The sequence below is a fragment of the Flavobacterium sp. genome (genome assembly GCF_029945805.1).
Classification (GTDB): domain Bacteria; phylum Bacteroidota; class Bacteroidia; order Flavobacteriales; family Flavobacteriaceae; genus Flavobacterium.
This window is the reverse complement of sequence record NZ_JAQSDH010000038.1, coordinates 1-15,121: the sequence shown is the minus strand read 5'-3', so window position 1 is coordinate 15,121 and position 15,121 is coordinate 1. Positions and strand designations below refer to the sequence as shown.

The window sequence follows — 15,121 nt, the reverse complement described above, 5'->3', positions numbered from 1 at the left end:
AAGTTATAGCACCATCGTCAACTGAATCCTCTTTCGATCTTCATCAACGGCAACAACTTTCACTTGAACGTGTTGATGTAATTTCACAACTTCATTTACATCCGAAACAAAACCAGCTTTAAGTTGCGAAATGTGAACCAATCCGCTTTCTTTAATTCCGATATCGACAAAACAACCGAACGCAGTAATGTTATTCACAATTCCGGGTAAAATCATTCCAGTTCTAACATTTTTTATGGAAGTTACGGTCGGATCAAATTCAAATACTTTAGCGGCTTTTCTTGGATCCAATCCTGGTTTTTCAAGTTCTTTTACAATATCTTTTAGTCCTAGAATTCCAATTTCTGCAGTAGCATAATTTTCGAGTTTAATCAGTTTGATTTTGTCTTTATTGGCAATCAAATCATTCGTTTTTAAACCCAAATCTTTTGCCATTTTTTCTACAATGGGATACGCTTCTGGATGTACTGCCGAATTATCCAACGGGTTTTTACCATTATGGATTCTGATGAATGCTGCTGCTTGTTGGTAGGCTTTCTCGCCTAAACGTGGTACTTTTTTAATTTGCTTTCTATCTTCAAAAGCACCGTTTTCTGAACGGTAAAGAACAATGTTTTCTGCCATTTTTTCGCCAATTCCTGAGACATAACTCAACAACGATTTACTTGCTGTATTGATATTTATGCCAACCGAATTCACGCAACGCGTTACAACCGTATCTAATTCTTCTTTCAATTTTGTCTGATCTACATCGTGCTGGTATTGTCCGACACCTATTGATTTTGGATCGATTTTTACCAATTCCGCCAACGGATCTGCCAAACGTCGTCCGATAGAAACCGATCCACGAACCGTAACATCATATTTTGGAAATTCTTCACGCGCAATTTTCGAGGCTGAATAAACAGAGGCTCCAGCTTCCGAAACTATAAAAACTTGTACGGGTTTATCGAATGCTATTTTCTTGATAAAAAATTCGGTTTCCCGACTTGCGGTTCCGTTTCCAATTGAAATGGCTTCAATATTATAGGCATTTACCATCGAACGAATTTTTTTCATCGCCATTGCACTTTCGTTCTGCGGTTGGTGCGGATAAATGGTTTCATTGTATAACAGATCGCCTTTTTCATCCAAGCAAACAATTTTGCAACCCGAACGAAATCCTGGATCGATGGCGAGAATTCGTTTTTCACCTAATGGCGGCGCGAGCAAAAGTTGTCCTAGATTATTGGCAAAAACATCGATTGCGGTTTTATCGGCTTTAGCCTTAAATTCCTGTAAAGTTTCATTTGAAATTGCGGGTTCGAGCAATCGTTTGTAACTGTCTTTTATAGCTAATTCAATATGTTCAGTCGTGTCGTTTTTGGCTTTAATTATTTCATTTTCGATAAAATCAATTGCTTCTTCTCCCGACCGCTCGGGATCAATATCGATGTTTAGCTTTATAAATCCTTCGTTTTCGGCACGAAGCATGGCTAATAATCGGTGTGATGGCGCTTTTGAAATGGGTTCTGCCCAATCAAAATACTGTTTGAATTTATGAGCTTCTTCCTCGTCTTGTTTTTTCTTTACCACTTTCGTGGACACGATGGCTTTTCGCTGAAACAATCGTCTAAGATTTTTCCGGATGAACGTGTTTTCATTAATCCATTCGGCAATGATGTCTCGAGCACCTTGTAATGCTTCATCTTCATTTTTGACATTATCATTCAAATACTGTGTCGAAATACAATCAATATCGTCTTTTCCTTGTGCAAAAATAATTTTAGCCAAAGGCTCCAATCCGTTTTCTCTGGCGACATCAGCTCTGGTTTTTTTCTTCCTTTTATAAGGCAAATACAAATCTTCTATTTCCTGTAAATCGAAACTTTCTTTGATTTTTTTTCCTAATTCGGGTGTAAGCTGACCTTGCTCGTCTATCGTTTTCAGAATCGATTCTTTTCGTTTTACGATTTCGGCATATTGTTTTGAAAGTTTTGCTATTGATTCGATTACGACTTCATCGAGATTTCCGGTTTGGTCTTTTCGGTAACGTGAAATAAACGGAATGGTGCAGTCTTCAGAAAGTAATTTTAAAGTGGCTTCAATGTTTTTTGGCGAAGTGTTTACTTGGCTTTGAATGAATTGTATGGTAGTCATTATCTAAAATTAGTTTTGAATTTTTTTGAAAGATTTTCCTAAGTTTTCGATAACGTCTGTTATCAACATGCTTTCCTCGCTTTGTGTTTCTAATGTAATGTCTGCTGCAAATCCGTGAATATAAACTCCGAGCAAAGCAGCATGTATTGGTTCATAACCTTGCGCTATAAAAGCCGTTATGATTCCGGTTAATGCGTCTCCTGAACCGCCTTTTGCCAAACCTGAATTTCCAGTTGAATTTCCAAAACTTTCTTTTCCATCTGTAACAAAGGTTTTGTGTCCTTTTAAAACAATTATGCATTGCAATTCCTTGGCTTTTGCAATTCCTTTTGCTCTTCTTTCGTCATCATTGGTATGGTTTCCAAAAAGTCTGTCAAATTCTTTTGGATGTGGCGTTAGTATTGTTTTTTGAGGAATTTTTGAAATCAGGATTTGATTTTTGGCAATTATAGTTAAAGCATCAGCATCTAAAACTATTCCTTTTTTTTTGCTTTCCAGAACTTTGAATAGTAATTTTTCTGCATTTTTTTCTACTCCAATTCCTGGTCCAATAGCTACCGCGCTATAGATATTGCAGTCGTTCTTATCATTTCTAAATTCAATCATCGCTTCAGGAATAAAATTAAAGATGGCAAGTCGTTCTTTCTTAGGAACATTTACGGTAACCAAACCTGCGCCAGTTCTAAGACAAGCTTTGGTTGCAATAACTGCGCCGCCCATTTTAGATTTGCTTCCGGCGATTATCAAAGCATGACCATGATTGCCTTTATTAGAATTGGGTAATCGTTTTTTATAGATAGATTGAATTATATGTAAATCTAGTGTAGTCATTTTTTACAATTTAATCTTGAACGATAAAATCTTTTGGATCTTCTTTTTTAAATTCGGGTTGAATGTTGGTATGATTAATTTTGAATTTTTTAAATAAAACTTGCTCAACTTCATCTAATAGAATATTGAATTCGCTCATTTTTATATCTTCTGAACAATCTAAATGGGCTTCAAGGTGCAGTTCTTCATCATTTAAATTCCAAACGTGAATATGGTGCAGTTTACTAATGCCTTTAATTTTATGTACTTCCCGAACAATTTCTTTTATATCGATGTAATCTGGCGTGAAAAGCATTAACATTTTAGTGGCTGATTTAATCAAATCATAACTTACGTAGATTAGATAAAATGCAATCAACAAAGTCATTAGACTATCAACCCAAAACCAGCCATAAAATTTCATTAACAAACCACCAACTAAAACAGCAACCGAAGCCATCATATCGGTCAATAAATGCAAATATGCCGATTTCATATTAAGGTTGTGTTCCGAATCTTTTTTTAGTAATAAAACCGAACCGCCGTTAACAATAATTCCTAAAAGCGCTAACCAAATAACCAAAGTAGATTTGATTGGTTCTGGATGGAACAATCTTGTAGAAGCTTCATAAACTAAAAATAGTGCCACAACAATTAATGTAATTGCATTTATAAAAGCGGCAATTAATTCGGCTCTTTTATAACCAAATGTATAATCTACTGAGGCTTTTCGTCTTGAAAGTTTATGCGCAAAAAGACTAAAACATAAAGAAAGTACATCTGAAAAATTATGAAGCGCATCCGAAATCAAAGCCAAACTTCCCGAAATAATTCCTCCAACTACTTGAGCAATAGTAATAAGTAGGTTTAAAAGAATCGAAATAATTAAATTTTTCCCTTTGACTTCATGTTTGTGAATGTGTATTTCTGCCATTGATTAAATATTGATAAGGCTGTAAATTGAAAATCCTATTTGTAAGTATAAATAACCAATAGGTAAATTCAATAACATTAATAAAAGTGTTACAGTAATTGCATTTCTTTCTTCTTTGTCTTTAAAGAAAAAAATAAGTAGCTTAACAAAAAGCACACTATTTAAAAGAAAAAAACTAATCATAAAAAACAAGCTGATATAAATAACACCACTATAGGACGTAACATAATATAGAGAAACAATTATTGTCCCTAGTAAAAAAGTAATCAAAGCTGTTTTTCTACTAAAAGTAATATAATCCGAAGCTGTTTTTAAATATTCAAACATGAAGTAGTATTATTTACAAGCTATTTTATCAACTCGAGTTGCGTGTCTTCCGCCTTCAAAATTCGTATTTAAAAAAGTATCAACCATTTCTACAGCTTGCTGAACAGAAGTAAATCGTGCCGGAATGCTAATGATATTAGCATCATTATGTTGTCTTGCTAAAGAAGCTATTTCTCTAGTCCAACATAAGGCGGCTCTAATTCCCTGATGCTTGTTTGCAGTCATGGCTATTCCATTTCCACTACCACAAATCACAATACCAAAAATTGCTTTTCCTGTTTCAACATCTATGGCAACATTGTGACCAAAATCCGGATAATCCACACTATCAAAAGTGTCGGTTCCGTGGTTTAAAATTTCGTGCCCTTTTTGTTTTAAAAAGTCCACAATTGCTTTCTTATATTCTGGTCCTGCATGATCGTTTCCTATTGAAATTTTCATAGTGTCGTATTTGTAATTTGTTGCACAAATTTACATAAAGATTTGGTTGTATTTTTCGTTTATTACAAGTGTTTGATTATTAAGCTGCGACACGTTTACTACATCAAAATATTTTTATAACTATTTGTAAATCATTGCATTTTATTTAATATATATGTTAAAATTATAGAATGTTAATAGTATTTCTCAAAGTATTGATACTGAGTTAATCTTAAGTTAGTACTAATTGTTAACAACTTTAGATAGAATTTTAGAAGTTTTTTAGCTTTGTCTTATTAAAAAATGTAATCAAAAACTTAGGTGGAAAAAACTAATTAAGTTTGGGTTATTTTTAGAAAAGTTATCAATACAAAAAAGGGGGTTTTCAACAGAAATTAAGGATGAAAGTTATCTACAAAAATTAACGATATTGAGTTGTGAACAACTGTTGACTAAATCTAAAAAAAGGTTTAAAATGAGTTGTTTAAATTTGAATAACTATGTTGATAAATCTATATAAAAAAGAATAACTACAAAATCTCTCTTAAAATTATAAAGTTGTTGTACAAATGAACACGCTATAATAACCATCATAAATTTAAATTTAATTAATTTTTTTTAATGTTATTTTTAATATGTGTTGATAACATTCTTTTTGTAGTGATTTCAATTTTATTTCTGTTCCTATAATGTTACATTTATATTAAAACTGAATCGTTATGATTCATTACTTGTAAGTATTTCGTAATTTTCAACATTAATTAGAAAACAAAAATGAGTAAGAAACCTACGAAGTTTGGAAAAAATGAGAAAACTTTTTCCGAAAAGATATTTAAAATATTATCTAAAAACGCAAATAAACCCTTTACATACAAACAAATAGCTGCTATTTTAGAATTGGATGATACCAAAAGCAGAAACGAAATTATAAAAGATTTAAAGATTCTGGCAGCGCAGAAATTGATTACAGAAGCTGAACCAGGAACATATTTAGTTAAAGCATCCAGTCAACAATATTATGAAGGAGTAGTGGATATGACTTCAAGAAAAACAGGATATTTTGTTTGTGATGAACTAGAAAATGATGTATTTATTCCTTTTATAAATCTGAATCATGCGTTAGATGGAGATAAGGTTAAAGCGTATGTTTATAATCGAAGAAGTTCGAGAAAACCGGAAGCAGAAGTAATTGAAATTATTGAAAGACATAAAACCGAATTCGTTGGTGTTGTTGATATCCAGAAGAATTTTGGATTTGTAACTACGGCAAATGCCAAAATGTATACTGATATTTTTATTCCAAAAAATAAATTAGGTGATGCCGAACATGGCGATGTTGTTTTGGTTCAGATGGAAGACTGGCCAGTTAAAGCTGATTCCCCTTTTGGCTCTGTAATGAAGGTACTTGGTAAACCAGGTGAACACAATACCGAAATTCATGCAATTTTAGCAGAATACGGTTTGCCCTATGATTTTCCAATTGAAGTAGAAGCATACGCTAATAAAATTGATACAACGATAACACAAATAGAAATTGATAAACGTCGTGATATGCGAAAAGTATTGACGTTTACTATAGATCCAAAAGATGCTAAAGATTTTGACGATGCGCTATCATTTCAAGTGTTAGAAAATGGAAACTATGAAATTGGTGTCCATATTGCTGATGTTTCTCATTATTTACAAGAAGGAACAATACTAGATGACGAAGCCTATAAACGAGCGACTTCTGTCTATTTAGTGGATCGTGTTGTACCCATGCTACCCGAAGTATTATCTAATTTTGCTTGTTCGCTCCGTCCACATGAAGAGAAATATACTTTTTCGGCTATTTTTCAACTGAATGCCAAAGCTGAAGTGGTAGATTCATGGTTTGGAAGAACTATTATTTATTCTGATCAACGGTTTGCTTATGAAGAAGCACAACAAATTATAGAGACAAAATCAAATCTAATTCCAGCTGAAATTTCAATAACTGGACAAGAATATAAAGTTTCTGAAGATATTGTTTCAGCAACACTTAAAATGCAAGATTTAGCAGTTATACTGCGCAGAAAAAGAATGGCGGAAGGAGCAATATCTTTTGATAAGGTTGAAGTTAAATTTAATTTAAATGAAGAATCAGAGCCCGTTGGTGTTTTCTTTAAAATTTCGAAGGATGCCAATCATTTAATTGAAGAATTTATGTTGTTGGCCAACAGGAAGGTAGCAGAATTTATTGGGAAACAAAAGAAAACTTTTATTTATCGAATTCACGATGAACCTAACGAAGATAAATTAATCAATTTGCAGACCGTTATTTCTAAATTTGGTTATACCATAAACATGAAATCAAAACAAGATATTTCTATGTCTTTAAATAAATTACTGAATGATGTAAACGGAAAGAAAGAGCAAAATTTAGTAGATACATTGACGATTCGCAGTATGAGTAAAGCTAAATATTCGACTGAGAATATTGGACATTATGGTTTAGCATTTGAATATTACAGTCATTTTACTTCACCAATTCGTCGTTATCCAGATGTAATAGCACACCGCTTATTACAATATTATTTAGATGGAGGAAAATCTGTCGATGCTGATGTGTATGAAGAAAAATGTGCACATTCTAGTGATATGGAAGGTTTGGCTGCACAAGCAGAAAGAGATTCAGTGAAATACATGCAAGTGAAGTACATGCAAGATCATAAAGATCAGGAGTTTTTAGGCGTTATTTCAGGCGTAACCGAATGGGGAATTTATGTTGAAATCGTCGAAAATAAATGCGAAGGAATGGTTCGAATTCGCGAGATAAAAGAGGATTATTATACGTTTGATGAAAAACAATATGCTTTGGTTGGTCAAGCTACGCAGAGTATTTTACAACTTGGAGATGAAGTTTTTGTAAAAGTAAAAAATGCCGATTTAGTTAAGAAACAATTGGATTTCCACTTTATCAGAAGAAATCAAGATTAGTATTTGATTTTTAGTTTTTAGTAATCAGAAAAAAAAGGTTTATGAGAAAGATAGTTTTTGGTCTATTAGCATTGAGTTCGACGGCTTTTGGACAAATTGAAAAAACACTAGGCGATTTTAATAAAGTAACCACTTTCGATAGAATTGATGTAATGTTGGTTCCCAGAAATGAAAACCGAGTTCAAATAGAAGGGAAAAATGCAGAGGACGTTGAGATCCTTACTAAAAATGGTGAATTAAAAATTAGATTACCATTATTAAAATTATTAGATGGAGATAATCTTTCGGTGACTGTTTATTATACCAATATTGATGCAGTAGAAGCGAACGAGGGTTCTAGAATTGCGTGTGGAGATAAAATTAAAGAAACCTCATTTGATATTATTGCGAAAGAAGGATCAGAAGTAAAATTGATTTTAGAAGTTGATAAATTGAAAGTAAGAACTGTAAGTGGTTCAACAGTTACCGTTGAAGGAAGTGCAAAAGTTCAAGATGTTTTAGTGAATTCGGGCAGTATTTATAATGCTGAAAAATTGGAGACACAACAAACTACAATTACCAATAATGCTGGTGGTGAAGCCGATGTTTATGCTACAGATTTGGTTGATGCCAAAGTGAGAGCTGGAGGAGAAATAATAATTCATGGTAAGCCAAAGAAAATCAATTCAAAGGTGGTTGCTGGCGGAGAAATCAAAGAAGCAAAGTAGAAATTATTTTACATTTTGAATTTTAAATTCTAAATTGCGGTGTCAAAAATTTAATAATGATTTTACTTAAAGACATTCTATCTGCCATTCCGCTTGGTTTCTTTCTAAGTTTTATGATTGGACCGGTTTTCTTTGTATTACTTGAAACAAGTGTTGTCAAAGGTTTTAGAGCTGCACTTGTATTTGATATGGGTGTAGTTTTAGCAGATATTGTTTTTATTACCATTGCTTTTTTTAGTAGTTACCGATTGATTCAAAGCATTAAAGATGATCCAGCCTTGTTTATTTTTGGAGGATTGGTAATGTTGACGTACGGAATTATTTCTTTTGTAAATAACCAAAAGGAAGCCAAAAAAGCAAAAATTGACGAAATCGATCCAAAAGAATTAGCAAAAACTAATTATTTGACTTTATTTATCAAAGGGTTTTTCTTGAATTTTATTAATATTGGTGTACTCGGATTTTGGCTAGCAATCCTTATTACTATTGGTCCACAATTAGAATTAAAAACATCTAGAATGTTGACTTTCTTTATTACTTTAATTATCGTTTATTTCGTTACCGATATTTTCAAAATATTATTAGCTAAACAATTACGAAGCAAACTAACCCAAAAAAATATTCTCTTAATCAAAAAAGTTATAAGTATAGTATTGATTATCTGCGGTACTGTTTTACTATCGCAAGCATGGATTCCAAAAGAACAGAAGATTGTTGACAAGGCAATTGAAAAGTTAGAACATCAGAAATAATTTTTTACTACTATAAAATTTAGAGGGATTTAAAAATGCTATTATCTCGGAGATCCAATTTTTCTATAGTTACTTGTATAGAAATTGTTACAGCAAGCCTTTTGAAATGCTTAAAAACTTCTTTAGTTACTTTGTAGAATTACAAATAATAACACTTCAAAAGAGAGCTTAATTAAGAGGAATCGTCTGTATTCGAAGTAGCTGAAGAAAGCAGCGGACGGTTTTGCAGTTGTCTTTAATTAATTTTTTCTAAAAATTTCACATAAAAAAAGCTCTCAAAAAGAGAGCTTAATTAAGAGGAATCGTCTGTATTCGAAGTAGCTGAAGAAAGCAGCGGACGGTTTTGCAGTTGTCTTTAATTAATTTTTTCTAAAAATTTCACATAAAAAAAGCTCTCAAAAAGAGAGCTTAATTAAGAGGAATCGTCTGTATTCGAAGTAGCTGAAGAAAGCAGCGGACGGTTTTGCAGTTGTCTTTAATTAATTTTTTCTAAAAATTTCACATAAAAAAAGCTCTCAAAAAGAGAGCTTAATTAAGAGGAATCGTCTGTATTCGAAGTAGCTGAAGAAAGCAGCGGACGGTTTTGCAGTTGTCTTTAATTAATTTTTTCTAAAAATTTCACATAAAAAAAGCTCTCAAAAAGAGAGCTTAATTAAGAGGCATCGTCCGGATTCGAACCGGAGTAGACGGTTTTGCAGACCGGTGCCTAGCCGCTCGGCCACGATGCCAATTGGACGGCAAATATACTAAAAAACTTAAAAGACAAAAGACAAAATTGAAAAACTTTTAATTGTTGTTTTTAGTTTAACGATTTTTGATTTTATTCTGCATTTTTAAATCTTAAATCTGTAATCTTAACTACGATATTCTTCCATTTCAATAGTAACTGCTTCTACATCACCGCCAATGGGTGGATTTAGTTTGGATACTGCCAATACTATTCTAGAAATTGCTGGGACTTCCTTAAAGATTCGAGATAGAATTCGTTCAGCAACATGTTCTAACAAATTAGAACGAATTGCCATTTCTTCAACAACTATTTTATTCAAAAGCACATAATCTACCGTGTCTTTGAGCTCATCAGAAAGTGACGATTTTCTCAAATCGGTTTTGATTTCTAAATCCACACGGTACTCTGAACCTATTTTCGCCTCCTCTTCAAGACAGCCATGAAAGGAGTAGGTTCTAATATTTTGAAGTTTTATAGTTCCCATAAAAAGGTAATTTGAGGATTTGGTTATGTGTTTATTTGATAAAAGTACTAAATATTTGTATTTCTACTTCTAAAAAGTAAAATATCCAAATCAACGAATTACCAAATAACCAACAAATTTGATAACTTTGTCGCTCAAAATTTTGAATATGTCAATAGAAGAGAAATCGCTAAATTTCATCGAACAAATAATAGAAGAAGATTTGAAAACAGGTTTGTCAAAGAACAAATTGCGTTTTCGTTTTCCGCCTGAACCCAATGGTTATTTACATGTTGGACACGCTAGTGCGATTTGTTTAAACTTTGGTTTAGGGATTGATTATCAAGCGCCGGTGAATTTGCGTTTTGATGATACCAATCCAGCGAAAGAAGAGCAGGAATATGTAGATGCTATAAAAAAAGATATTGAATGGCTTGGATTTGAATGGAATAACGAATGTTACGCCTCTGATTATTTTCAACAATTATACGATTGGGCAGTTGAGTTTATTAAAGCTGGTAAAGCTTATGTCGACAGTCAATCTTCAGAGGACATGGCAATCCAAAAAGGAACGCCCACAACTCCAGGAACAAATTCACCATATAGAGACCGGTCGGTTGAAGAAAATTTAGATTTGTTTACTCGAATGAAAAATGGCGAATTTCCAAACGGAACCCATATTCTTCGTGCCAAAATAAGCATGGGTGCAAACAATATGTTGATGCGTGATCCCATTATGTACCGAATTCTGCATGCACATCATCACAGAACCGGAAACGATTGGTGTATTTATCCTATGTATGATTGGGCTCATGGTGAAAGCGATTATTTAGAACAGATCTCTCATTCGTTTTGTACGCTTGAATTTTTGCCGCATAGAGAATTGTACGATTGGTTTTTAGACCAAGTTTACGATGACACTAAAGTGCGTCCGAAACAGAGAGAATTTGCCCGCAGAAATTTGTCACATACTGTAGTTTCTAAAAGAAAACTATTGCAATTAGTTGAGGATAAATATGTGAAATCTTGGGATGATCCACGAATGAGCACCATTTCTGGAATGCGTCGTCGCGGTTATCCACCAATGGCGATTCGGAACTTTGCTACTACTATCGGAATTGCAAAACGCACCAATTTAATAGATGTTTCACTGTTGGAATTTTGCGTTCGCGAAGAATTGAATAAATCTACGTCACGAGTTATGGCAGTTTTGAATCCAGTGAAGTTGGTTATTACCAACTATCCAGAAGGAAAAGAAGAAGAATTGGAAGCTGAAAATAGTCAAGAAGACGAAAGTTTAGGTTTTAGAAAGGTTCCTTTTTCTAGAGAATTATATATCGAAAGAGAAGATTTTCAGGAAGAAGCAAACAAGAAGTTTTTCCGTTTAACAGTGGGAACTGAAGTTCGTTTAAAAAACGCCTACATTATTAAAGGTGAAAGTGTTATAAAGGACGCAACGGGAAATATTACAGAAATTCATTGTACTTATGATGAAGATTCGCGCAGCGGAAGCGGATCAGAAGCGTCGCAACGAAAAGTAAAGGGAACCATTCATTGGGTTTCTATCAACTACGCTATTGAAGCTGAGGTGCGTATTTACGACCGATTATTTACTCACGAAAATCCAGATGGTGATAAAGAGGTTGATTTTAAAGAATACATCAATCCAAATTCATTAGAAGTGATTACGGGATATTTAGAACCAAGTTTGGCATCAGCCAAAAACGGAGAACGATTCCAATTTCAACGTTTAGGTTATTATTGTGTCGATAAAGACTCTTCGGCAGAAAAATTGGTTTTTAATAAAACGGTTGGCTTAAGAGATACTTGGGCCAAAGTGGAAAATAAGGAATAATCAATATAGATTTTATAAATCGAAGGCTCACTTTTTAGTGGGCCTTCTTATTATTTAAAAAACTTATGAAACTTAAAAAACATATAATTTTTAGCAATCAAAACCGACCAACATAAATCGATTTTATTGCATTTTTAAAAATTTAGTAACAAAAGACAGCATTTGGCACATAAGTCTTCAGCATTTGGCTTTAAAATAAGTTTGGGCAATTTATAAAACAATAAATAATTTTTGTAACTTTAATATTCTAAATTTTAATATTATGGCAAGTAGTAAAGGAAATAGTATTTTGGCAGTTTTAGCCGGTGCTGCAGTTGGTGTTGGAATAGGAGTTTTATTTGCTCCGGATAAGGGTTCTAGAACTAGAGAAAAAATAAAAGATGGTTTCGACGATGTGAAAGATCAAGCAAAATCTAGATTGAATATTTTTGAGAATGAAACCAAAGAAAAGTTTTCAGATGCAAAAGATGATTTAAAAGATAGGGTAGAAAGTTTTCTTTCAGATTCTAGTTACAAAGCGGAAGAAGCAATTACTTTTTTGGAAGAAAAATTAGCCGAACTTAAAAAGCAAAACTCCAAACTTCAAAAATAATGGCATTTGATGAACTAAAAGAAAATGTTGAAGGTATTCAAGAAAACACAAAAGCTTATGTAGAAAGCAGTTTGGCTTATTATAAACTTTGGGGTTTTAAATTAGCCATGAAGTCAACAACATTAATGGTTAAGTTTTTCTTGATTGCTATGTGTTTGTTGATTGTTTTATTATTCCTTTCCGTTGCGGGTGCATTAGCTTTTGGAAAATTAGTGGACAACTACGTTTTTGGATTTTTGATTGTAGCTGGAATTTATTTAGTGCTGGCGCTATTTTTATTCTTGGTAAAAGATAAAATAATAGAAGGTCCAATTTTAGAGAAATTTTCAGAAATATTTTTTAACGACTAAGCATGGAAACCAAAAAATATTCATCGTATGCTCAAATAGAGCTGGATTTAAAAATTCTAAAATTAGAAAGAGAAATCTATTACCAGAAAGTACTTTTGAATGTTGATAAAACGAAAGAAAGTATTATTCCGTTTAGGAAAATTAATAAAGTTTTAGAAACTGTTTCTGATTTTTCATCTGGACCCTATGGAATAATTATTAAGACATTAATACCAACTGCAATCAAATGGTATTTAAATAGAAAAAGAGGCAATTAAGCCTCTTTTTTAGTATAGTTTGATTATAAATTATGACTCTGATTCAGTAGTTTCATCTTCAAGATTTTTATCGTTTAGAAGATTTTTTTTCTTTGAATTTACTTTTCTCAATCCTGATTTCATTGATTCTCCTACCAAATTGCTTGCCGTGAAACTAGCAACCATATTATTCAACATATCGCTTCCCGCTTGTGGAGAATTAGGTAACAAAATCAGATTCGAATTCGTATCAGCACCAATGGCTTGTAAAGTATCGTAATGTTGTGTAACTACAATCAAAGCCGAAGCTTCTTGCGAGTTGATACCAACCCTATTCAAAACATCTACACTTTCTACCAAACCTTTGGCAATTTCTCTTCTTTGGTCGGCAATACCTTGTCCTTGTAACCGTTTGCTTTCTGCTTCTGCTTTGGCTTTAGCTACAATTCTGATTCTTGAAGCTTCTGCTTCAAATTCCGCAACTGTTTTTTCTCTATCCGCAGCGTTGATTCGGTTCATTGCATTTTTCACTTGAATATCAGGATCAATATCGGTAACCAAAGTGTTTATAATCGTATAACCATAAGTCGTCATCGCTTCATTTAATTCTCTTTTCACAGCAATAGCGATATCGTCTTTTCTTTCGAATACATCATCCAAAATCAATTTTGGTACTTCAGCACGTACTACGTCAAATACATAAGAAGTAATTTGATCATGCGGATATTCTAATTTGTAAAAGGCATCATAAACGGTATCTTTTACCACCATAAATTGTACAGAAACTTTAAGCTTAACAAATACGTTGTCTTTAGTTTTTGTTTCGATAATAACATCCAATTGTTGAATCTTTAAATTCACACGACCCGCGATTCTATCAATCATTGGAATTTTTAATTGAAGGCCCGATTGTCGGATACTTAAAAATTTTCCAAAACGTTCAACAATTACAGCAGTCTGCTGTTTGACTGTAAAAAAAGACGAGAACAATACAAAAAGGCCAAATACCAGAAAGACAATTAAAAAAACATCCATTTTTTTTTATTTAAATTGTTAATACAATGTTTATACGAAATATATGTATGTTTGTTACAAATTATAAGTCACTATTTCATGAATAAGAAAATGACAATCCTTTTACTGATGATTTCATCACTAGGATTTGCACAATACGGCTACCGAGATGGAAACCGAATCGGAATTTCAGGGGGAATTTCACAAACGACTTTGTTTACCAATAATTTTAATGCCAAGCCCGAAACTGGTTTTGCAGGAGGACTTTCTGTGAGAGGGAATTATTATAATAATTGGAGCATGATTTATGGAATGCAGTTTTTCTCTAATAATTTTTCGTTAGAATCTAATTTTAATGATAACGTAAAATACACTATTGAAGGTGTTCAGATTAGATTATTATTTAGTTACAACGTAATTCAAGACCATATTTCTCTAGATTTTGGACCCGTTTTACAGATTAATGGAAAGCTAAAGGTAAGTTCTTCAGATGAAAACAAACTAATTAAAGGAACCTTATTAAAAGCCAATCAGATTGTAGATGTTTCACCAGTAAGCGGTAACTTTTATTTAGGCGGTTCTGCCGGTGGGAAAGTAATTCGATTGGTTATTTTTTATGAATACGGATTTACCAATATCTTGAATAAACTTAATAAAGATGATAATTTAAAAGTTTTGAATAATGGCGATAGTTTTAAAGGAAATTTAGGAACTATTAATGGACAGGTTATCTTTAATTTGTAAATAATTTTTTGTTCTAATAAAAAAGCCTCTCATTAAAATAGACTGCACCCAAAAGTTTAGACAAATTTATAATTAATTTTGATAATAATG

14 protein-coding genes and 1 tRNA gene are annotated in these 15,121 nt (G+C 32.7%); 8 read left to right on the top strand and 7 right to left on the bottom strand.

All coding sequences use genetic code 11. The features are described 5' to 3' along the window. Window positions 1-3 precede the first annotated feature (3 nt). The 4 genes from PSU83_RS09665 to rpiB all read right to left on the bottom strand — a co-directional run bounded on the left by PSU83_RS09665 (window position 4) and on the right by rpiB (window position 4,651). On the bottom strand, window positions 4-2,139 hold the full coding sequence (locus PSU83_RS09665; RefSeq protein WP_300589203.1) for a Tex family protein: 2,136 nt from the start codon (window positions 2,137-2,139) through the stop codon (window positions 4-6). A gap of 9 nt (window positions 2,140-2,148) precedes the next feature. Continuing rightward, entirely contained in the window at window positions 2,149-2,970 is an 822-nt protein-coding gene (locus PSU83_RS09660) for an NAD(P)H-hydrate dehydratase (protein ID WP_300589202.1), read from the bottom strand. A 10-nt stretch (window positions 2,971-2,980) separates the two neighbouring features. After that, window positions 2,981-3,883, bottom strand: coding sequence for a cation diffusion facilitator family transporter (locus tag PSU83_RS09655; RefSeq protein ID WP_300589201.1), 903 nt, complete (start codon window positions 3,881-3,883; stop codon window positions 2,981-2,983). Between the two features lie 336 nt (window positions 3,884-4,219). Beyond that, window positions 4,220-4,651, bottom strand: a complete 432-nt coding sequence (gene rpiB / locus PSU83_RS09650; RefSeq protein ID WP_300589199.1) for a ribose 5-phosphate isomerase B — start codon at window positions 4,649-4,651, stop codon at window positions 4,220-4,222. Window positions 4,652-5,404: 753 nt separating this feature from the next. Here rpiB and rnr point away from each other — a divergent pair. From rnr to PSU83_RS09635, 3 genes are read left to right on the top strand one after another with little or no spacing between them, the layout of a single operon-like run. Beyond that, on the top strand, window positions 5,405-7,588 hold the full coding sequence (gene rnr, locus PSU83_RS09645) for a ribonuclease R (protein ID WP_300589198.1): 2,184 nt from the start codon (window positions 5,405-5,407) through the stop codon (window positions 7,586-7,588). A gap of 41 nt (window positions 7,589-7,629) precedes the next feature. After that, a complete protein-coding gene (locus PSU83_RS09640) occupies window positions 7,630-8,295 on the top strand; it encodes a head GIN domain-containing protein (protein ID WP_300589197.1) in 666 nt (221 codons plus the stop codon). A gap of 56 nt (window positions 8,296-8,351) precedes the next feature. Further along, on the top strand, window positions 8,352-9,047 hold the full coding sequence (locus PSU83_RS09635) for a LysE family transporter (protein ID WP_300589196.1): 696 nt from the start codon (window positions 8,352-8,354) through the stop codon (window positions 9,045-9,047). 657 nt (window positions 9,048-9,704) lie between these two features. On the opposite strand, the gene PSU83_RS09630 is transcribed toward PSU83_RS09635, so the two are convergent. Together PSU83_RS09630 and folB are read right to left on the bottom strand one after the other, a co-directional pair. Beyond that, window positions 9,705-9,775: transfer RNA gene (locus PSU83_RS09630), tRNA-Cys, on the bottom strand. A 126-nt stretch (window positions 9,776-9,901) separates the two neighbouring features. Further along, complete coding sequence (gene folB / locus PSU83_RS09625) at window positions 9,902-10,261, bottom strand: dihydroneopterin aldolase (RefSeq protein ID WP_300589195.1); 360 nt, start codon at window positions 10,259-10,261, stop codon at window positions 9,902-9,904. A 148-nt stretch (window positions 10,262-10,409) separates the two neighbouring features. Here folB and PSU83_RS09620 point away from each other — a divergent pair, with 148 nt between their 5' ends. From PSU83_RS09620 to PSU83_RS09605, 4 genes are all read left to right on the top strand, one after another. Then, entirely contained in the window at window positions 10,410-12,095 is a 1,686-nt protein-coding gene (locus PSU83_RS09620) for a glutamine--tRNA ligase/YqeY domain fusion protein (protein WP_300589194.1), read from the top strand. 262 nt (window positions 12,096-12,357) lie between these two features. Continuing rightward, complete coding sequence (locus tag PSU83_RS09615; protein ID WP_300589193.1) at window positions 12,358-12,687, top strand: YtxH domain-containing protein; 330 nt, start codon at window positions 12,358-12,360, stop codon at window positions 12,685-12,687. Continuing rightward, entirely contained in the window at window positions 12,687-13,037 is a 351-nt protein-coding gene (locus PSU83_RS09610; protein ID WP_300589192.1) for a competence protein, read from the top strand. Before PSU83_RS09615 ends, PSU83_RS09610 begins: the two co-directional genes overlap by 1 nt. 2 nt (window positions 13,038-13,039) lie before the next feature. Beyond that, window positions 13,040-13,294, top strand: coding sequence for a DUF6327 family protein (locus PSU83_RS09605; RefSeq protein WP_300589191.1), 255 nt, complete (start codon window positions 13,040-13,042; stop codon window positions 13,292-13,294). Window positions 13,295-13,324: 30 nt separating this feature from the next. Here the strand turns inward: PSU83_RS09605 and PSU83_RS09600 are convergent, their stop codons facing one another. Next, on the bottom strand, window positions 13,325-14,308 hold the full coding sequence (locus tag PSU83_RS09600) for an SPFH domain-containing protein (protein WP_300589190.1): 984 nt from the start codon (window positions 14,306-14,308) through the stop codon (window positions 13,325-13,327). Window positions 14,309-14,386: 78 nt separating this feature from the next. On the opposite strand from PSU83_RS09600, the gene PSU83_RS09595 reads away from it, so the two are divergent. Continuing rightward, a complete protein-coding gene (locus PSU83_RS09595) occupies window positions 14,387-15,031 on the top strand; it encodes a PorT family protein (protein WP_300589189.1) in 645 nt (214 codons plus the stop codon). Window positions 15,032-15,121 lie beyond the last annotated feature (90 nt).